The organism is Streptococcus sp. HMSC061E03 (assembly GCF_001813505.1).
In the GTDB taxonomy this organism is placed as follows: Bacteria; Bacillota; Bacilli; order Lactobacillales; family Streptococcaceae; genus Streptococcus.
The window spans coordinates 909,486-930,387 of the sequence record NZ_KV812784.1 but is presented as its reverse complement, the minus strand read 5'-3'; the positions used below and the strand labels follow the sequence as shown (position 1 = coordinate 930,387).

17 protein-coding genes are annotated in these 20,902 nt (G+C 43.9%); 16 read left to right on the top strand and 1 reads right to left on the bottom strand.

The genetic code is table 11. The features are described 5' to 3' along the window. The first annotated feature begins 52 nt into the window (after positions 1-52). From ligA to pulA, 3 genes are all read left to right on the top strand, one after another. Positions 53-2,011: an NAD-dependent DNA ligase LigA gene (gene ligA, locus HMPREF2917_RS04705; protein ID WP_031574985.1), complete on the top strand. Its 1,959-nt coding sequence runs from the start codon at positions 53-55 to the stop codon at positions 2,009-2,011. 9 nt (positions 2,012-2,020) lie between these two features. After that, entirely contained in the window at positions 2,021-2,983 is a 963-nt protein-coding gene (locus HMPREF2917_RS04700; protein WP_003006748.1) for a diacylglycerol kinase family lipid kinase, read from the top strand. 77 nt (positions 2,984-3,060) lie between these two features. After that, positions 3,061-5,358: a type I pullulanase gene (pulA, locus tag HMPREF2917_RS04695; RefSeq protein ID WP_070589235.1), complete on the top strand. Its 2,298-nt coding sequence runs from the start codon at positions 3,061-3,063 to the stop codon at positions 5,356-5,358. A 54-nt stretch (positions 5,359-5,412) separates the two neighbouring features. On the opposite strand, the gene HMPREF2917_RS04690 is transcribed toward pulA, so the two are convergent. Continuing rightward, positions 5,413-7,572, bottom strand: a complete 2,160-nt coding sequence (locus HMPREF2917_RS04690) for an LTA synthase family protein (protein ID WP_070589233.1) — start codon at positions 7,570-7,572, stop codon at positions 5,413-5,415. 229 nt (positions 7,573-7,801) lie between these two features. Between HMPREF2917_RS04690 and HMPREF2917_RS04680 the strand changes: the two genes are divergently transcribed. The 13 genes from HMPREF2917_RS04680 (at position 7,802) to HMPREF2917_RS04620 (ending at position 20,618) form a co-directional block, all read left to right on the top strand. Continuing rightward, complete coding sequence (locus HMPREF2917_RS04680) at positions 7,802-8,965, top strand: class I SAM-dependent rRNA methyltransferase (RefSeq protein WP_070589229.1); 1,164 nt, start codon at positions 7,802-7,804, stop codon at positions 8,963-8,965. Further along, a complete protein-coding gene (aroD, locus tag HMPREF2917_RS04675; RefSeq protein ID WP_070589227.1) occupies positions 8,962-9,639 on the top strand; it encodes a type I 3-dehydroquinate dehydratase in 678 nt (225 codons plus the stop codon). The genes HMPREF2917_RS04680 and aroD overlap by 4 nt, the downstream gene beginning before the upstream one ends. Next, on the top strand, positions 9,629-10,501 hold the full coding sequence (gene aroE, locus HMPREF2917_RS04670) for a shikimate dehydrogenase (protein ID WP_070589225.1): 873 nt from the start codon (positions 9,629-9,631) through the stop codon (positions 10,499-10,501). Before aroD ends, aroE begins: the two co-directional genes overlap by 11 nt. 160 nt (positions 10,502-10,661) lie before the next feature. Beyond that, a complete protein-coding gene (gene aroB / locus HMPREF2917_RS04665; RefSeq protein WP_070589223.1) occupies positions 10,662-11,735 on the top strand; it encodes a 3-dehydroquinate synthase in 1,074 nt (357 codons plus the stop codon). Between the two features lie 6 nt (positions 11,736-11,741). Beyond that, positions 11,742-12,908: a chorismate synthase gene (gene aroC / locus HMPREF2917_RS04660; protein WP_070589221.1), complete on the top strand. Its 1,167-nt coding sequence runs from the start codon at positions 11,742-11,744 to the stop codon at positions 12,906-12,908. Positions 12,909-12,924: 16 nt separating this feature from the next. Then, positions 12,925-14,031, top strand: a complete 1,107-nt coding sequence (locus HMPREF2917_RS04655) for a prephenate dehydrogenase (RefSeq protein ID WP_070589219.1) — start codon at positions 12,925-12,927, stop codon at positions 14,029-14,031. Between the two features lie 100 nt (positions 14,032-14,131). Further along, positions 14,132-14,470: a YlbF/YmcA family competence regulator gene (locus HMPREF2917_RS04650; RefSeq protein ID WP_003014453.1), complete on the top strand. Its 339-nt coding sequence runs from the start codon at positions 14,132-14,134 to the stop codon at positions 14,468-14,470. A gap of 170 nt (positions 14,471-14,640) precedes the next feature. Continuing rightward, positions 14,641-15,924: a 3-phosphoshikimate 1-carboxyvinyltransferase gene (gene aroA, locus HMPREF2917_RS04645; protein WP_070589218.1), complete on the top strand. Its 1,284-nt coding sequence runs from the start codon at positions 14,641-14,643 to the stop codon at positions 15,922-15,924. Beyond that, a complete protein-coding gene (locus tag HMPREF2917_RS04640) occupies positions 15,917-16,402 on the top strand; it encodes a shikimate kinase (RefSeq protein ID WP_070589216.1) in 486 nt (161 codons plus the stop codon). Before aroA ends, HMPREF2917_RS04640 begins: the two co-directional genes overlap by 8 nt. Further along, positions 16,393-17,247 (top strand): prephenate dehydratase, encoded by an 855-nt coding sequence (pheA, locus tag HMPREF2917_RS04635; RefSeq protein WP_070589214.1) that lies wholly within the window; start codon positions 16,393-16,395, stop codon positions 17,245-17,247. The genes HMPREF2917_RS04640 and pheA overlap by 10 nt, the downstream gene beginning before the upstream one ends. Beyond that, positions 17,244-18,557, top strand: coding sequence for an LCP family protein (locus HMPREF2917_RS04630; protein WP_070589212.1), 1,314 nt, complete (start codon positions 17,244-17,246; stop codon positions 18,555-18,557). The genes pheA and HMPREF2917_RS04630 overlap by 4 nt, the downstream gene beginning before the upstream one ends. 63 nt (positions 18,558-18,620) lie before the next feature. Then, positions 18,621-19,979, top strand: coding sequence for a 23S rRNA (uracil(1939)-C(5))-methyltransferase RlmD (gene rlmD, locus HMPREF2917_RS04625; RefSeq protein WP_070589209.1), 1,359 nt, complete (start codon positions 18,621-18,623; stop codon positions 19,977-19,979). A 468-nt stretch (positions 19,980-20,447) separates the two neighbouring features. Beyond that, positions 20,448-20,618, top strand: a complete 171-nt coding sequence (locus HMPREF2917_RS04620) for a hypothetical protein (protein ID WP_000873143.1) — start codon at positions 20,448-20,450, stop codon at positions 20,616-20,618. The last annotated feature ends 284 nt before the right edge of the window (positions 20,619-20,902 follow it).

Genomic DNA, 20,902 nt, shown 5'->3' with positions numbered 1-20,902 from the left:
AAGAATGCAGTAAATTCAAGGCTAAATTAAGATTTTATGATAAAATAAGAACATGAAAACCAGAATGAAAGAATTAGTGGAATTACTCAATCGATATGCTTACGAGTATTACACAAAAGACGCTCCATCTGTTTCAGATAGTGAATATGATCAATTATATCGGGAGTTGGTGGAACTAGAAACCGCTCATCCTGATGAGATCTTACCAGAGAGTCCAACTCACCGTGTAGGTGGGGTGGTTTTAAAAGGCTTTACCAAATACCAGCACCAGTATCCCCTTTATAGTTTGCAGGATGCTTTTTCGCGTGAAGAATTAGAAGCCTTTGATCAGCGTGTCCGTAAGGAATTTCCTTCTATCAGCTATGTATGTGAGCTGAAAATCGATGGCTTGTCCATTTCCCTCACCTATGAAAATGGTGTCCTTGTAACGGGGGCAACACGTGGAGATGGTTCTGTCGGTGAGGATATTACAGAGAACCTCAAGCGGGTCAAGGACATTCCTTTGGTGTTACCAGAACCAGTGAACATTACTGTTCGAGGTGAGTGCTATATGCCACGGGCTTCCTTTGATCGGGTCAATCAGATCCGTCAAGAAAACGGCGAGCCGGAGTTTGCTAATCCACGAAATGCTGCTGCAGGAACGCTTCGCCAATTGGATACGAAAATCGTGGCCAAGCGAAATCTCGCAACCTTCTTGTATCAAGAAGTGAGCCCGACGGACCAAAGCAGTCAGGAAGGCGTGCTTGAGAAATTAGCCCGCTTGGGCTTTGTCGTGAACCAAGAGCGAGTGCTGGCTGAGGATATGGAGCAAATTTGGGACTTTATCCAAAAAGTAGCTCAACTTCGAGAGGATCTTCCCTACGATATCGATGGGATCGTCATCAAGGTCAATGACCTAGCTGTTCAAGAAGAACTAGGCTTTACCGTAAAAGCCCCTAAATGGGCTGTCGCCTATAAGTTTCCAGCTGAAGAAAAAGAAGCGAAAATCTTATCGGTGGATTGGACGGTTGGACGAACCGGAGTTGTGACCCCAACTGCCAATCTAACTCCAGTCCAGCTAGCAGGAACTACCGTTAGTCGGGCAACCTTGCACAATGTGGACTATATTGCTGAAAAAGATATTCATCAGGATGATACCGTCATCGTCTACAAGGCGGGTGATATCATTCCTGCGGTCTTGCGTGTCGTCAAAGATAAACGGGTATCTGATCAAGCATTAGCTATTCCAACTCATTGTCCGAGCTGTCAGAGTGAGTTGCTTCATTTCGAGGATGAGGTGGCCCTTCGCTGTATCAATCCACTCTGTCCAGCGCAGATCAAGGAAGGATTGAACCACTTTGCAAGTCGGGATGCTATGAATATCACAGGCTTGGGTCCAGCTGTTGTAGAGAAACTCTTTGCAGCTCAGTTAGTAGAGGATGTGGCAGGGATCTATCGCCTAAGCGTAAAGGATCTATTGACCTTAGAAGGCTTTAAAGAAAAATCTGCTGAAAAACTCCATGAAGCCATTCAAGCTTCAAAAGAGAATTCAGCTGAGAAGTTACTCTTTGGTTTGGGGATCCGCCATGTCGGTAGCAAGGTTAGTCAAATCTTGCTCCAAGAATTCCATGACCTCGATCAATTGGCTACAGCTGATCCAGAACGAATTGCCAGCATTGACAGTCTCGGTATGGTCGTGGCTGAAAGCCTCAAGCGTTATTTCGCACAAGAAGGATCCAAGCGCCTATTGCAAGAGCTCAAAGAAGCTGGCGTCAATATGGCTTATCTTGGTGAGAAAGTCGCTGCTGATGCGGCCCTATCAGGAATGACAGTCGTTTTGACTGGGAAGCTAGAGCGACTCACGCGTTCAGAAGCTAAGGCAAAATTAGAAAGTTTAGGCGCTAAGGTGACTGGATCGGTTTCCAAAAAAACAGATTTGGTCGTTGCTGGTAGTGACGCTGGTAGCAAGTTAACCAAAGCACAAGAATTAGGAATCCAGGTAGAAGATGAGGCCTGGCTTGAAAGTTTATAGAGGATCTTTATGGTAGAACGAATCAAAAAAGCCCGTTTAATTTATAATCCGACCTCTGGGCAAGAAATTATCAAGAAAAATATTGCGGAAGTCTTGGACGTACTCGAAGACGTGGGCTATGAAACCAGCGCTTATCAAACGACTCCAGAACCATTTTCTGCCCAAAATGAAGCAGAAAGAGCCGCTAAAGCAGGCTTTGATTTAATCATTGCTGCTGGTGGAGATGGTACGATTAACGAAGTGGTCAATGGGGTTGCAGGTCTGGAAAATCGTCCACAGATGGCCTTTATCCCGACCGGTACCACCAATGACTATGCGCGTGCCTTGAAGATCCCGATGGGCGATCCTGTGGCAGCTGCCCGCATTATCGAAAAGAATCAAACCATTCAGATGGATATTGGTCGTGCCTATGGTAGTAAGTATTTCATCAATATTGCTGCAGCAGGAACCATGACAGAATTGACCTTCAGTGTTCCAAGTAGTGTTAAATCTCGCTTGGGTTACTTTGCCTATGTGGCAGAAGCTGCTAAAATGTTGCCACGAAACAAGGCTCGAAAGGTGCGGATTGAGCACGACAATGGTGTCTTTGAAGGGCCAGCGTCTATGATTTTTGTAGCCTTGACCAACTCGATTGCTGGTTTTGAAAGTGTCGCGCCAGATGCTAAGCTTGATGATGGGAACTTTACCTTGATTATCGTAAAAACTGCTAAGCTCTTTAACATGTTGTCCCTGATGATTCAGGCCATTAATGGAGGCAAGCATGTGCACGATGAAAATGTAGAATATCTCAAGACCAAGAAGTTGACGATCGAAATGCTAGGGAAAAATGCTCAACCATTCCGCATCAATCTAGATGGGGAATACGGGGGAGATACGCCGGTTGAATTGGAAGTCTTCCATAATCACTTGGAATTCTTTGCAAATATTGATGAAATCAACAACGATGCTTTGGTTCACCCATCTGAAGAGTAAAAACAATAGTTGGAGTCATGTACGTGTTTTACAAGCGGATGGTTCCTTCGGTATTAAATTGGAAATAGGAAAATGTTATGCGACAATACCATGTAAAGCTTCATTTTCATAAGCAAAAAGGAAATTATTTTGCCTATGATATGTGGCAGTGGCAGGATCAAGTAGAAGGAAAATCAGTCTCTTTCTCCAAGTTGGATTATTTTGGAGTAGAGGGAAATCTGGTATACGAGAGTGAGGATACCTTGAACCGGGGCCATGTCCTGGTTAAAGAAGGGGATTGGCTCACTAAGACCCGGGACTTTGAAATCGAACTTTTACCAGAAGGGCATGTTCGAGAAGTGTGGATTCTTGATGGAGACGATACAGTCTATTATTCTTTGCAAGCTGCTTTGACGAGTCATGCATACAGCCATCGTCAGCCTCATGCCTATGATATGGCGATGCACCCTAGAGAGTTTGATGCTAAATGGGCGTATCAAGGCTGGCTCGGTCATCGGGAGGAAGAAGGGGAGCATTGCTTTAAACTATGGGCACCAACGGCTAAGAAAGTTGAATTGTTGCTTTATCAATCAACTGAGCTGGATGCACCTGTTTGGAAGAGTATTCCGATGACGCGTGGCAAACAAGAGTCTAGCTACCACCCAGAAAATACCCATGGTGTTTGGATTTTAGATTTTCTAGGAAATTTAAGTGGCATGGCCTATCAATATCGTGTGCATTTTGAACACCATACTCAAGTAACGCGCGATCCTTATAGTATTGCAACGACAGCGGACGGGATGCGCTCTGCCATTCTTTCAAGAGCAGATCGTCAGTTTGATTGGGGTCCTAAAAAAGGAGCCGATGCGACTCCTTGGCGTTTGGACAATCCTTGTCAAGCAGTGATTTATGAGATGCACCTTCGGGATTTGACCAAGTCACCGACATCAGGTGTAGACGAAGTCCTGCGTGGAACCTATCTGGGGGCTTGCCAAGAAGGAACCGTCAATAGCCATGGCGATGCAACTGCCTTTGATTATATCCGTCAGTTAGGGGTCAATGTCGTGCAACTGCAGCCGATTTCTGATCGCTTTAAACAGTACGACGATGAAGGCCAGGTGACCTACAATTGGGGCTACGACGTTCAGAATTATTCTGCACCAGAAACTAGCTTTTCAACGGATCCATCCAATCCGAAACAAACCATGAAAGAGCTCAAAACCATGATCCGGGCTTATCATGAGGCAGGAATTTCTGTGGTCTTGGATGTGGTCTACAATCATATCTATTCGACCGAACATGGTCCTTTCCAAAATACAGTGCCCGATTATTATTACCGGATGGAGCCAGATGGTCGCTTCCAAAATGGAACAGGTGTTGGGAATGAAACGGCTAGTGAGCATGAAATGTACCGCAAGTACATGATTGATTCCCTCACGCATTGGGTCAAAGAGTACCAGATCGATGGCTTCCGCTTTGATTTGATGGGGATTCACGATGTAAGGACGATGAATGTTATTCGGGAGGCAATGGACGCTCTGGATCCTCGGATTCTTCTTTACGGAGAAGGTTGGGACATGGGAACAGGTCTCGCCCCAGAGGACAAGGCTAAGAAGGACAATGCAGCGCAATTGCCAAGAATTGGATTCTTTAATGATACGGAGCGCGATGCCGTTAAAGGGGCTGAGGTTTATGGTTCCATCAAACGTGGCTTTGTCAGCCGAAAATCGACGGAGAATATCGTTGCCCGTGCTGTTCTAGGTAGTGCAGAGCTTGGCAATTATTTAAGTCCCAATCAGGTCTTGAATTATGTGGAGGCTCATGATAATTATAATCTCTATGACTTGCTTCAGACCCTTCATCCGAATGTAGAAGTAGCAGGATTGGTCAAGCGCTCAGAGTTGGCTACGGCCATGAATCTGCTCTTTCAGGGCATGGCCTTCATGCAATTGGGTCAAGAGTTTATGCGGACCAAATTGGTAGCGACAGGTCCTGATGGAGAAATCACACCTTTGGATCGTGAACGGGCCATGAATTCCTACAATGCTCCAGATTTTGTGAATCAGGTCAACTGGGATCTGGTCAGTCAGAACAAGGAATCAATTGCCTATATCCGAAGCTTGATCGCCTTGAAGACAAGTCTTCCTGTCTTAGGGCTTGAAAGCTATGATAAAATCTACCAACAAGTCTTTATTCAATCTGCAACTGATACCAGTGGCCTTGTCATCTATGAATTAACAGGAGACAAGAAGTACTTGGTCATCTTCAACGCCAGCGGACTTCCATATTACCTCCAAAATTCAAATAAATTGAAATTGATGGTTGGGAATAGTCGTCATAAACGACCATTCTACGTGGAGAATTTAACAGCTTCTGTTTTTGAAGTCCTAGACTAAGTTTTTTTAAAAGAAATCATAAAATCCCTGAGTTTTTAAACTCAGGGATTCTTTTTATTTAGAAGAACTGCTACTGGTCTCTGTTGAGGAAGAACTATCGTCTTCTGGGTGCAATTCTTTATAAGTCGGTGCCTTGAAGAGATCAACGGTAGACTGGTTGCCACGTTGGTTATAAAGGCTGGTTGATTTGTCACCTTTTTCCTTTTCAATCTTCTTCAATGCCTTGAAGGAATTGGTGTAGGAATAATCTTCTGGATTGACTTTTCCAAGATCATTGCCCTTGAAGAAGCGAAGGAGATCACCGGTCTGGATGCTATCGCTAATCTTCAATTGCAGGTTAGCAGCTTCCCTAATCTTATCCAGTTCTTCCTTGGTTTTTTCGTCTGGGTTGGTGATTTCCTCACCTGTTTTAGTGTAATAGGTCCGGCCACTATAGCTCGTATACTCTGGAGTTACAAAGTAGTTAGCGGAGCGGAAGGCGACGATTTGATCATGTTCTGGAGAGAGCATATCTTGACCAACTTGGAGGAATTTATTGGATTCAATACCTAGCAAATGTTCCAAGGTTGGGAGCATATCAATTTCGCCACCGTAGGTATCAATGATGCCACCCTTATCCATACCTGGAATAACTACCATATAAGGTACGCGTTGCAACATGGCATTGTCATAACTTGACCACGTTTCAGAGTTCTTACCAAGTAGAGGAGCAAGATCTGGGTTGCGGGAGTTTGAAATTCCGTAGTGGTCCCCATAGAGAACGATGATGGAATTTTTGTAAAGACCAGATTCTTTCAGGTAATCAAAGAAGGCCTTGATCGAAGAATCTAGGTAGTTAGCGGTCGCAAAATAGCCATTGATGGTTTCGTCCTGAGTCTTAGCTAGAGGGAAGCCAAGATCATCTCCTGACAAGCTGGTTGTATAAGGATAGTGGTTGGAAACCGTAATGAACTTGGTATAGAAAGGTTGTTGCAATCTTTCTAGGTATTTGATGGAATCCTTGAGCATGTATTTGTCATTAAGACCATACTGGAAGGAATTGCTGCTGTTTTGTTTGGTGAAGTAGCTGGCATCAAAGAAGTAATTGTAGCCCCATTGTTTATAGGCAGTATTTCGGTTCCAGAAACTTCCAGCATTCCCATGGAAAACAGCGCTCGAGTTGTAACCATTTTTTGAAAGAATAAATGGTGCAGCCTGTTGGGTATTGGTTCCACCATAGTTCACCATAAAGGAACCTTGGTTGAGTCCGAAGAGGCCTGTTTCAATCATGGTCTCAGCATCGGACGTTTTCCCTGCCTTGACTTGGTTAAAAACATTTGAAAAGGCAAAGGTTTCCTTCGAGTGGTAAAGTGAATTTAAGAAAGGTGTTACTTCATATTCTTTATCATCTACTTTCAACTTGTAATCGATCAAGAATTGTTGGAAACTTTCCAAGTGAATGTAGATGACGTTACGGCCTTTGGCCATTCCAAAGTACTCAGGATTAGGCTTGGCATAATGCTGTTGGATATATTCTTCCACCGGTTTTAAATCTGCTTCGGAAGCTTTGGAACGTTCTTTGTTGGCAGCATAGGTCTGATTAGCGCTATAACCAAGAAAGGCAGGTAAGCCTAGGGCACGAACGACATAGTAGTTTGAGAACCCACGAGTCAAGAGCTCAGGTCGGTCAATTTCTGCGAGGAAAAGGTTGGCCGAAAAGAGCATAGCCGATAAAGAGGTAACCGCAAAACTAGCTCGTTTATTGAAGGGACGATTGTCCATTCGAATCCATTTCTTAAAGAAGAAGAAAGCGAGAATAGGGAAATCTAGAATGTAGATCACATCCCAAGGGCGGAACAATTCTAAAGCAGCAGCTCCGAGACCGGCAGAAACCTTGCTGGAAGCCAACATGGTATTGACCGTTACGAAGTCTGTAAACTCTCGATAATAGATGGAGTTGGAAATCAACCAAATAAATAAGAGAAGGTAGATCCCAAAAGCCAAACTATAAAAGAGCTTGGTTCGTTTGATATAGAGTGCTAGACCAATGAAGAGCAGACTAATCGGCAATGGGTTGATCACTGCTAGAAAAATCTGATAGGGTCCTTGAATGTCTAAGTTAAAATCAACTGAATAGGCCCACATGGTTTTGAACCAGTAGAGCAACAGAAGGGTCAAGACAAATCCTAGTCTGGTACTCATGAAATTGAGTATCGAATTCGTAATTTTTTTCACAAAATGTTACTTCCTTGTCTTATTTCCTAAAAATTTTCATATACAAGTATACCACAATTTTATGGAGAAAGAAAAAAATGACTGTAAAGCAGAGGAAAGAAATAGGAAAGATCAGCTATATGAAATCGAAAAAGCTAAAGGATAAGAGCTGAAATAAAATAGCAAAAAAAGTTCTAGTAAATAAAGCCTCTCTTTGTGAAAACTGCAGACTTTTGCTATAATAGAGGGTATGAAAAAACTCACAGTCAGTCGCCAAGTCGCAACAAAAATCAAACAAGGACAATCTCTTCTTGAAAAGCAAGATTTTGACTCACTTCCTGCTTTGGATCAAGCGGTCCAATTGCTTTCAGGAGATGGACAATCCCTCGGAGTCGGATACTTATCTGAACAAAATAAAGGGATTGGATGGTTTGTTTCACAAGAGTTGGTCGCTTTTGATCAAGACTTTTTTAAAAAGCTTTTCATCAAAGCCAAGCAATACCGTCGTTCTTATTATGCGGATGAAACGACGACAGCCTTTCGTCTTTTTAACCAAGAGGGAGATGGTTTTGGTGGCTTCACGGTTGACTTGTATGGTGAGTTTGTTGTCTTTTCTTGGTACAATCCCTTCGTATTTCAGATCAAGGAAACCATTCTAGCAGCCTTTCAAGAAGCTTTTTCAGAAGTCCGAGGTGGCTATGAAAAGATTCGCTTTAAAGGCTTGGACTATGAATCGGCTCATGTCTTTGGAGAAGAAGCTCCGCAAGAATTTTTGATTCTTGAAAATGGAGTTTCTTACCAAGTCTTTCTCAATGATGGCTTGATGACGGGAATCTTTTTGGATCAGCATGAAGTTCGAGGTAGCTTAGTAGAGGGCTTAGCAGCTGGCAAGTCCTTGCTTAATATGTTCTCCTATACGGCGGCCTTCTCTGTGGCTGCGGCCATGGGTGGAGCAGTTGAGACAACATCGGTCGATCTGGCTAAGAGAAGTAGAGAACTATCAGAAGCGCATTTTGTGGCAAATGGCTTGGCGCTGGATGCTCATCGTTTTGTCGTGATGGATGTCTTTGACTATTACAAATATGCCAAACGCCATGACCTAAGCTATGATGTGATAGTGCTCGATCCGCCTAGCTTTGCGCGGAATAAAAAACGGACATTTTCAGTCGCTAAAGATTACCATCGATTGGTCAGCGAGGCTCTTGAGATTTTAAATCCAGGTGGCACCTTGATTCTCAGTACCAATGCGGCAAATGTGACCAAAGATAAATTTAAAAAACAAATCGAAAAGGGATTTCAAGGACGTAAGCATCGCTATGTAGCGGAATACGGCCTTCCGGGAGATTTTCGATGGAACATGAAAGAAGAAAGTAGTAATTACTTAAAAGTATTTACGATTAGGGTGGATGTATGAAGTTAGTTGTTTCGATTATGCCTCGCTCCTTAGAAGAGGCGCAACAACTAGATAGTTCGCGTTACGAGGATGCAGATGTTATTGAGTGGCGTGCGGACTTTTTAGAAAAAAGCGAGATCTTAACCGTCGCTCCTGCAGTTTTTGAGAAATTTGCTGGACGAGAAATTTTATTCACCTTGCGGACTCGAGCTGAAGGTGGAGAGATGGAGCTGACCAACGAGGAATATGTTGGAATCCTGAAAGATATTCAATCCATCTATCATCCAGATTATATCGATTTCGAGTTTTATAGTCACCGTGAAGTCTTTGAAGAGATGTTGGAATTTTCAAATCTTGTTCTCAGCTACCACAATTTCCAAGAGACACCGGAAAATATGATGGAGATCTTATCGGAATTGACCAGCTTTTCTCCAAAATTGGTCAAGGTATCCGTTATGGCCCACAATGAACAAGATGTTCTTGACTTGATGAATTATACGCGTGGTTTCAAGACGCTGAATCCTGAGCAAGAATATGTAACCATTTCCATGGGCAAGGTCGGGAAGATTTCGCGCTTGACAGCTGATTTGACAGGCTCTTCTTGGTCTTATGCTAGAGTCGGAGATGAAAGCGCCCCAGGTCAAATTCCTCTTGAGAATATGAGAAGAATTCGGGAGTTATTGAATGAAGATTGACGGATATACTCGGATGGCAGCGGTCATTGCCCATCCCATTCGTCATAGTATCTCTCCTTTCATTCATAATCTAGCCTATGAATTAACAGCGACCAATGCTGCTTACCTGGCTTGGGATATTGCTGAAGAAGACTTAGAAAGCACCATCAGCCAAATTCGTAAGTTGGATATGATTGGGGCCAATATCTCCATGCCCTACAAGCAGAAGGTCTTTCCTTACTTAGATGAAGTGGATGAGATGGCCCGAAAGATCGGTTCTGTCAATACCATTGTTCACCGTGATGGCAAGCTTAAAGGCTATAATACGGATGGAATTGGTTTCTTTCGTAGTTTACCTCCTGCTTTCTCTATTGAGGGAAAAACAATGGTTCTCTTAGGCGCAGGTGGTGCAGCTTTAGCGATTATTGCACAGGCCATTCATCTAGGTGTGAAACGTATCCTTGTCTTTGTGAGAGAGGAGAGATTAGTTCATTATCGTTCAATAGTTCAGTTGATTGAAGATGGCTTTGATTTCTTGATAGAATTGTATGCGATTGAGAAAGATGAAGAAGTTCAAAACTCTTTTAATCAAGCCGATCTCATCTTAAATGCCACTGGTGTAGGCATGGATGGTCATTCTCTTCCGATAGCGAGTTACTTGACCTTTCCCCCACAGGCCTTAATCGTAGAGATGGCCTACTATCCGGCAGTGACCCCCTTTCTGCAATTAGCAGTGAATCAAGGAAACCAGAGGGTAAATGGGCTGGGAATGCTCTTTTATCAAGCTGAAGCAGCCTTTGAATTAATGATTGGGAAAGTATTTCCTACAGAGTCTGTATGGGAAGCATTGACAACTGAATATCGTCAATTTGTATGTGATTAAGAGAGGGGTTTACCTTTTCCTATTGAAAAAGCTTTATGAGATTAGACAAGACCTGATTTTTAAAAAACAGTCTTGCTCTAGTCTCTTTTTCATTTTGATTGAGACATGTGCCCTATTTCATGATAAGATAGAATCAAAGAAAAACGCGAAGGAGATTCCTATGAACGTATCGGTACCTATTCCAGGACATTCCTATGATATTGTGATTGAAAGAGGTGGTCTCAACCAGGTTGGAGACTGGTTGCGCACTCTTTGGGGCGATAAAAAAGTCGCCATCATTTCCGATAACCGCGTGGCTAAGCTATATGCCTCTATCGTAGAGAAGAGCCTTGAGAAAGCTGGGTTTCAAGTGGTGCGCTTTGAGTTTCTTCAAGGGGAAGCCAGTAAGAATCTAACCACTGTTTCAAAAGTCTATGACTTTCTAGCTACCCATGGCATGACGCGCAGTGATGGAATCGTTGCTCTTGGGGGTGGCGTAGTTGGTGATTTGGCTGGTTTTGCTGCCTCGACCTATATGCGGGGAATTTCCTTTGTTCAGATCCCGACTAGCTTGACCGCACAGGTGGATTCTTCTATCGGGGGAAAGACTGGAGTCAACACAGCGCTTGCCAAAAACATGGTAGGGACCTTTGCTCAACCAGACGGTGTGTTTATTGATCCTGAAGTGTTGAGCACTTTGGGGCAACGTGAATTGATCGAGGGGATGGGCGAAGTCATCAAGTACGGCCTCATCCAAGATACTGAACTTTGGGAAGAATTGGGAGCCATGGATGGTTCTGTCCAGAGTATTTTAGAGCATGCAGAGAGCATCATTTCTCATTCTTGCCTGGTGAAGCGAGACCATGTTGTGGCAGATGAGCTGGACAATGGTATTCGACTGTATCTTAATTTTGGTCATACCATTGGTCATGCCATTGAAGCGACAGCTGGTTATGGGCAGGTCATGCATGGAGAAGCCGTCAGTATGGGCATGGTGCAACTCTCACGAGTTGCAGAAGAAAAGGGCTTGATGCCAAAGGGAATTACTCAAAAAATCGAAGAAATGTGCCGGAAATTTGGCCTTCCTGTGACCTATGAGAACTGGGATAAAGAAGCCCTTTATCAAGTCTTGACCCATGACAAAAAGGCGCGTGGGACGAACTTGAAATTAGTCATTGTTCCAGAGTTGGGGCAAGCAGCGATTCATCAAATCCCTCTTCAAGAAATGAAGGACTTTTTAGAAAGAAAGGAATAAGGTCGTATGAGATATTTAACAGCAGGAGAGTCCCATGGGCCTCGATTAACAGCCATCATCGAGGGCGTTCCGGCAGGCCTTCCTTTATCTGAAGAGGATATTGATAAAGAGCTCAAACGTCGACAAGGTGGCTATGGTCGTGGTGCTCGGATGAAAATCGAGAGTGACCGTGTCGAGATCACATCAGGGGTCCGTCATGGCTTGACCATGGGAGGTCCGATTACGCTGAATGTGACCAATCTGGATCACCAAAAATGGCTGGAGATCATGAATGTAGCACCGGTCGAAGAGAAAAAGAAAAATCTGCGTAAGATCACCAAGCCACGTCCTGGTCATGCCGATCTAGTCGGAGGGATGAAATACCGTTTTGACGATCTTCGTAATTCCTTAGAGCGTTCTTCTGCCCGTGAGACAACCATGCGTGTAGCCGTTGGTGCTGTTGCTAAACGGATTTTAGAAGAGATCGGCGTTGAAGTAGCCAGCCACATTGTTAATTTTGGGGGAATCGAGATTGCAATTCCCGAGAATCTAACCGTTTCAGAAATCAAGGAAAAGGCAGGTCAGTCGGAAGTTTCGATCGTTGTGCCAGAACAAGAAGAAGCCGTTAAGGCCTACATTGACCAAGTGAAAAAAGATGGCGATACCATCGGGGGAATTGTGGAAACCTTGGTTGGTGGTGTGCCTGTAGGACTAGGATCTTATGTGCAATGGGACAAGAAATTGGATGCCAAAATCGCTCAAGGAGTGGTCTCTATCAATGCCTTTAAGGGTGTTGAGTTTGGCCTTGGTTTTGACGCAGGTCGCCTAAAAGGCAGTCAAGTCATGGATGAAATCATCTGGTCTCAGGACACCGGCTATACCCGTCGCACCAATAATCTTGGTGGTTTTGAAGGGGGTATGACCAACGGTGAGCCCATTCTGGTTCGTGGCGTCATGAAGCCTATTCCAACCCTCTACAAACCCTTGATGAGTGTGGATATTGAAACCCATGAGCCCTATAAGGCAACGGTTGAGCGCAGCGACCCAACGGCTCTACCCGCTGCAGGAGTGGTAATGGAAGCAGTGGTCGCAACAGTCCTTGCTACAGAAGTGCTTGAGAAATTCTCATCCGATAACTTGGAAGAATTGAAAGAAGCTGTTGCTAAGCACCGGGACTTTACGAAGAATTTTTAAGAGAAAGAGTTTTCCTTTGGAGAAGAAAGTTGTATATATTGCAGGCTTGGGCTTGATTGGTGCTTCACTCGCGCTAGGCATTAAGAGAGCCCACCCAAACGTGACCATTCTTGGTTACAATCGAAGTGAAGCCTCTCGAACCATCGCCCTTGAAAGAGGAATGGTGGATCAGGTGACGTATGATTTCGCAGCCTTTGCCCCTTTAGCGGATATCATTATTTTGGCCCTTCCCATCAAGCAAACCAAGTCTTACTTAGAAACCTTAGCTGGCCTGAATTTGAAAGACCGGGTACTGGTGACAGATGCAGGCTCTACCAAGGCAGAAATTGTCGCACAAGCTGAAAAGGTATTTACAGACAAGGCTGTTCGCTTTGTGGGAGGACACCCCATGGCTGGTAGTCATAAGACAGGTGCTGCAGCAGCAGATGCAACCTTATTTGAAAATGCCTATTATATTTTCACTCCTTCCAGCTTGACGACAGGAGGTGCCATGGAAGAGTTGAAAGAGCTTCTGAGTGGATTGGGATCCCGCTTTATTGAAATCGATGCCGAGGAACATGATCGGGTAACCTCCCAGATCAGCCATTTTCCCCATATTTTAGCCTCGACTCTGGTCGAGCAGGCCGTAGCTTATGGGGAAGAGCATGAAATGACCCGTCGTTTTGCGGCTGGTGGCTTTCGGGATATGACACGGATTGCGGAAAGTGAGCCAGGCATGTGGACTTCTATTCTCTTGTCCAACCCTCAAGCGATATTAGAGCGGATTGCAGATTTCAAAGAGCGTTTGGACCAAGTGGCTGAAACCATCCAAGCAGATAACGAGGAGGCTATTTGGTCCTTTTTCCAAGAAGGGCGCAAGCACCGAAAAGAAATGCAGATCCATCAGCGTGCTGGACGCGATAGTGCCTATGATCTCTTTATCGATGTCCCCGATAAGGAAGGTGTGATCCTCGAAATATTACAACTTCTACAAGGGATTTCCTTAGTCAATATTCACATCAATGAAGAAAATCGGGAGGATATCCACGGGATTTTGCAGCTGACCTTTAAAAATGCAGAGGATCAAGAGCGGGCTCAAACATTGATCAGCCAGGCGACGTCTTATACCGTCCTTGCTCGCTAGGTCTACAGAAGGATTTGCATCAAAAGGCCTGCTTCATTTTAGGAATATTGAAGGAAAAACAGTATAATAGAAGTATCTTATCAGTAAAGGAGCCTAGAAAATGGCAAATATTTATGATGTCGCAAATGAACTCTCTCGGACCCTTCGAGATCTTCCTGAATACAAGGCTGTCGTAGAAAGCAAACAAGCGATCGAAGCGAATCCAGAAGCGAAAACGCTGTTTGACGAATACGTCGCTTTTCAAAATCAACTGCAAGGCTTGATGCAATCCGGTCAACTTCCAACAGAAGCTGTGCAACAAGAAATGAAGGACTATATGGAAAAAATCCAAGCGAGTCCGATTGTGAATGAATTTTTCACTAAACAACAGCAATTGTCTATTTATCTTGCAGATCTTGAAAAGATCATCTTTGAGCCAATTCAAGATTTATACAAATAGAAAGACTACCAGAGTTGTAATTTCGACTCTGGTATTTTCGTTCGCCACTAGATCAAAAGAAGCTCAAAAAAAGCTTGGAAACATTCGTTATTTGTTCCAAATTTTTGACAAAAAATTGAATTCATACCTTAATTATGATAGAATATGAGGAAAAGCATCTGGAGAAGGCAATGAAATTAAAAACCAATAGCAAGGGTCTAAAGGGCACCATTCGTGTCCCTGGTGACAAATCGATTAGTCATCGCTCCATTATTTTTGGAAGTCTTGCACAGGGCGAAACCAAGGTCTATGATATCTTGCGAGGCGAAGATGTGCTTTCAACCATCCAGGTGTTTCGAGATTTAGGAGTCTCTATCCAGGATGATGGGGATGTGATTCGGATTCAAGGAGTAGGCTTTCAAGGTCTTCAAGCCCCGACATCTCCCCTTGATATGGGCAATTCAGGAACTTCTATTCGTTTGATCTCAGGTGTACTAGCAGGTCAGGATTTTGCAGTGACCATGGTCGGAGACGATAGTCTTTCCAAACGGCCCATGGATCGTGTGGCGATCCCACTGCGTCAGATGGGGGTAGAGATTGCTGGTCAGGGAGATCGCGATTGCCCACCTTTACATGAAAAAGGGACCCGTCAGCTCCAACCGATTCATTACCGTTTGCCAGTGGCATCGGCTCAAGTCAAGTCTGCTCTCATTTTTGCTGCTCTACAGGCTGAAGGTGAATCGACGATTATCGAGAAGGAAAAGACGCGTGACCATACGGAGGATATGATTCGCCAATTCGGTGGAGAGATCCAGGTGGACGGAAAAACCATCCGCATCCAAGGTGGACAAGTGTTCCAAGGTCAAGAAGTCATCGTTCCTGGAGATATTTCCAGTGCAGCCTTTTGGCTAGTGGCTGGCCTCATTCTGCCAGATAGTGTGATCAAGATTGAAAATGTTGGCATCAACCAAACGAGGACAGGGATTCTCGATGTGATTCAAGAAATGGGGGGAGATCTCACCATTGACGATCGCGATGAAAAAGCGGTCTCTGCGAGTCTCACTGTCAGGACTTCTTCCTTAAAAGGGATTCGGATTGATGGGGAGTTGATTCCACGCTTGATTGATGAATTGCCGATTATTGCTTTACTAGCGACACAAGCAAATGGCCAGACCGTGATTGCGGATGCTGAGGAGCTTCGTGTGAAAGAAACGGACCGCATCCAGGTCGTGGCAGATAGCCTCAATGCTATGGGAGCCAATGTCTTGCCAACGGAAGACGGCATGATCATCACTGGACCGACTCCCCTACATGGAGCAGACTTAGAGACCTTTGGAGATCACCGGATTGGGATGATGGCTGCCATTGCTGCCTTATTGGTGAGTGAAGAAAATGTGATGCTGGATCGGGCAGAGGCCATCAACACCAGTTACCCTAGTTTTTTTGAAGATTTGGAGACCTTACTGCATGGCTAAAATTTTACTTGGTTTTATGGGAACAGGTAAAACGACTGTTGGTCGCATTCTTGATCCAAAGTTCCATGATATGGATGAATTAATTATTGAAGAGATCGGTATGTCAATCAATGACTATTTCGAAGTGGAAGGAGAAGCTGCCTTTCGTCGTCGCGAGGCTGAAATGCTGGAGCGTTTATTGGAAAATGAGGCAGCCATTATTTCCCCTGGAGGTGGGATTGTGGTCAATCCTCATAACCGTGCACTCTTGGAAAAAAATCCTCACAACATTTATCTGCGGGTAGATTTTGAAACCTTGTACAGACGGATTCAAAATGACAAAGCCATGCAACGTCCCCTCTTTTTAAACAACACAAAAGAAGAATTTAAGAAGATTTTTGATGGTCGTTTGCCTTTGTATGAGGATATTGCTACCCATATTGTGGATGTTGAGGACAAAACACCTGAAGAAATTGCGGAGATCATTCGATGCTTGTAGGCTATCTTGGTCCCAAGGGATCCTTTACCCATGATGTGGCCACTCATAGCTTTCTAACTTCTGAACGCATCGCCTATCGGACGATCACAGATGTCATCAAGGCTTATGAGAATCAAGAGATCGATTTTGCAGTCGTCCCAGTTGAAAACTCGATTGAAGGCAGTGTCCATGAGACCATTGATTACCTCTTTCATCAAGGGACGATTCAGGCCGTTGCAGAAGTGGTCTATCCCATCAAGCAACAGCTCTTGGTGGCTAAAAAAGACCGCCCCATTCGAACGGTCTATTCGCATCCACAGGCCTTGGCCCAAGGGAAGGCTTTTCTAAGGGCCCATTATCCAGATGCGGCTATGGAAATGACGGCTTCAACAGCCTATGCGGCTCGCTATGTGGCAGAGCATCCAGACTTGGAAATTGCAGCGATTGCCCCTCTGGCAGCAGCCAGTGAGTATGGCTTGGAAGTCCAGGCCAAAGACATCCAAGAAATCGAGGACAATTATACACGTTTTTGGATTTTAGGAGCCAAAGAGCCAGCGATCTCAGAAACTTTAAGTCCGGGACTGCAAAAAGTTAGCTTGGCCTTGACCTTACCAAGTAACTTGGCAGGAGCCCTCTATAAAGGCTTGTCCACCTTTGCGTGGCGGGGGATCAATTTAACCAAGATTGAAAGTCGTCCCTTAAAAACAGCTTTAGGAGAATACTTTTTCATTATTGACCTCCTAAATGAAGCGCCTGATCTAGTGCAGTTTGCCTATCAAGAATTAGACAGTCTGGGCATTCAGACAAAAGTCTTGGGTCAGTATCAGGTCTATACCTTAAAAGATAACGGAATGGAGAAAAGATGAGTAAGGAATCCAACTTTCTATCTCACCATGAGCGAAAGCGATTAGAGTACTTATACTCAAATTTTCATTATTTGAATGAACGAGAACAACTAGAATACAATTATTTGCTCAAAAAAAGCCAAGGAGTTTATGAGGAAGCAGAAGCCCTTCAACCTGAGGTAGACGCTACAGAAGAAGTGCAAGGTGAGATTGCTGAACCAATTGGGGATCTCCCTGTTTACCAATCACGTAGCAAAAAGTCTAAGAAGAAAGCAGTTGCTGCGACGAGCGATATACCTAAGAAACCACGGAAAAAGATCCGCGTCAAACGGATTCTCAAGTGGCTTGCTCTCTTTTTCTTGCTCATTATCGGTGGCATGGTCTTCATGTTTGTGAAAGGCCTGAACAGCAAGCCGACAGGTCCAGATGCCAAACCGGCTGTCGTTGAGAAATTTAATGGCAAGAAGTCGCGAGATGGGGTCAATATCCTGATCTTGGGGACAGATGGGCGGATCGGTGAGAAGTCAGATGAGACACGGACAGACTCCATCATGGTGGTCAATGTCAACAACAAGGACGGCAAGGTGAAATTGGTCAGTTTTATGCGGGATACCTTGGTTCATATTGATGGTGTGAGCCAGCAAACAGATCCAGAATATCCAGATTATTATGACCAGAAGTTGAATACGGCCTTTACTATTGGAGAGCAGAATAACAACCAAGGGGCGGAATTGGTCCGTCAGATGCTCAAGGATAACTTTGATATTGATATCCAATACTATGCCATGGTTGATTTCCAAACCTTTGCGACGGCCATCGATACCCTCTTCCCAAATGGGGTCGAGATGAATGCGCAGTTTTCAACGATTGATGGCGAAAAGGTCAGTGAAGTGGAAGTGCCAGACGATTTGAACATGAAAGATGGCGTCGTTCCAAATCAGACCATTAAGGTCGGAAAACAACGGATGGATGGCCGGACCCTCCTCAACTATGCTCGTTTCCGTAAGGATGATGAGGGTGACTTTGGACGGACAAGACGCCAACAAGAAGTTATGTCTGCCATTGTTCACCAAATCAAGGATCCAACCAAGCTCTTTACTGGATCTGAAGCACTAGGAAAGGTCTTCGCTATGACCTCAACCAATGTACCCTTCTCCTTCCTGTTGACAAACGGAATTGGCTTAGTCGGAAGTGCCAGCAAGGGGATTGAACGTATTACCATTCCAGAAAATGGTGATTGGGTGGATGCCTACGATATGTATGGTGGTCAAGGCTTGCTGGTCGATTTCGATGCTTATAAAAAGAAATTGTCCCAAATGGGCTTAAGATGATATAATTAAGGGATAGGAGTCTGAAAACTCCATCCCTTTTAATTTGTAGAAAGATAGAACACCATGTTAAAGAAAAATGAAATTGTAGACGTTGAGATTGTCGATTTGACCCATGAGGGAGCAGGGGTGGCTAAGGTAGATGGCCTGGTCTTTTTTGTGGAGAATGCCCTACCAGGAGAAGTGATCCGCATGCGCGTGCTTAAAGTCAACAAAAGGATTGGCTACGGAAAAGTAGAGGAGTACTTAGAAAAATCCCCTCATCGTAATGAAGAGCTTGATCTTGCCTATTTACGAAGCGGAATCGCCGACTTGGGACACCTAGCTTATCCGGAGCAACTGAAATTCAAGGCCAAGCAGGTCAAGGATAGCCTCTACAAGATGGCGGGAATCACTGATATCGAGGTGCCCCTTACCTTGGGAATGGACCATCCTGTCCAATACCGCAACAAGGCCCAAGTCCCTGTCCGTCGTGTCAATGGTCAGGTCGAAACAGGCTTCTTTCGGAAGAACTCCCATGATTTGATGCCGATTGAAGACTTTTATATCCAAGATCCAGTCATTGACCAAGTGGTCTTGGCTCTTCGTGATTTGATTCGTCGTTTTGACCTCAAGCCTTATGATGAGCAGGAACAATCTGGCTTGATTCGTAACCTTGTCGTTCGCCGAGGACATCATTCTGGAGAAATCATGGTCATTTTAGTCACCACTCGTCCTAAAGTTTTCAGAGTTGAACAGTTGATTGAACAACTCCTCAAGCAATTCCCAGCCATCAAATCCGTTATGCAAAATATCAATGACCAGAATACCAATGCCATTTTTGGAAAAGAATGGCGTACGCTTTATGGTCAAGACTATATTACAGATCAAATGTTGGGCAATAGCTTCCAAATCTCTGGCCCAGCCTTTTACCAGGTCAATACCGAAATGGCAGAAAAGCTCTATCAGACAGCTATTGACTTTGCGGACTTGAGAGCAGAGGATATCGTGATTGATGCCTACTCCGGAATTGGAACCATTGGCTTGTCAGTTGCCAAGCATGTCAAGGAAGTCTATGGAGTTGAGGTCATCCCAGAAGCAGTGGAGAATAGCCAGAAGAATGCTAGCTTAAATGGCATTACCAATGCTCACTATGTCTGTGACACGGCTGAAAATGCCATGACTAAGTGGAGTAAGAATGGCATCAAACCAACCGCCATCCTAGTTGACCCACCACGTAAGGGCTTGACCGAAAGCTTTATCAAAGCAAGCGCTCAAACAGGAGCTGACCGCATCGCCTATATCTCCTGTAACGTCGCCACCATGGCGCGTGATATCAAACTCTATCAAGAGTTGGGCTACGAATTAAAGAAAGTCCAGCCGGTGGATTTATTTCCACAGACGCACCATGTCGAATGTGTAAGCTTGTTGGTAAAATGCAGATAATTCTCAAAAGGTTCCCCGAACCTTTTGAGTCCACAAACGCATCACGTGGAGTGTTTTGCTTTGCTCGTAAAAGCCTAGAACCTTTGAACGAAAGGGATAATGAAAAGCCTTGATTGCAAGGCTTTTTGCTTTATGGTGGGGAAGTATCAGAGTGAGAAAATTTTTGGAATGAGTAGAAGTGATAGCTAGAAATTATCAGTTTCTATTTCCATTTACCCTGTGGGTACGTGTTTGTTTCCATTGACAAGGAGTTTGTGGGAATAGAAATGTACCCACCTTGTTTGAATCAAGTGAAGTGTAGTTGAAGGAAATCTGTTGAAAGCAATACTTCATTTTACCGAATAAGTAATAATTTAGGCAACTTCAAATCGATTAAAAAAAACTATTTTAAAGGTTAAGAGTAGACAAAAATTGTCCACTCTTTTTTGCAAACTCAATTTATCAATAAATGAAATGAGGGAATGTAAAATGAAATATTTTGAGGTTGAGTTAGAAAATCCTGATGAATTTTTAAAACTACAAACAGAAGATTTTGTGAAAGCTAATCGCTTGCTACTAAGGAAGATAATCCAGAGCGTTACAGTCTATGAAGAAAACTTCGTCATATCCTTTAAATCTGGCATCGAATTGGAAGTATGAGTCTCATTCCATAACTTTTATATTGAACATATCATCTTGTTGTGTTATACTATAAATTGATATAAACAAAGATGTAGGAGGAACCGAAACTATGACAGCCTCAATGCGTTTAAGATAAGCTGGCAATAAAAAAAGCAGAATCTATACCCGATGATAGGCTTTTTTGTTGTGCTTATTTATACGATATTGAGCATTCATTAGTTACGGTGAGGATATTGGTTATTTAACTATACCTTTATTTAACTATGTCTTTAATATGAATGTTTCCAAATTGTATGTATGCA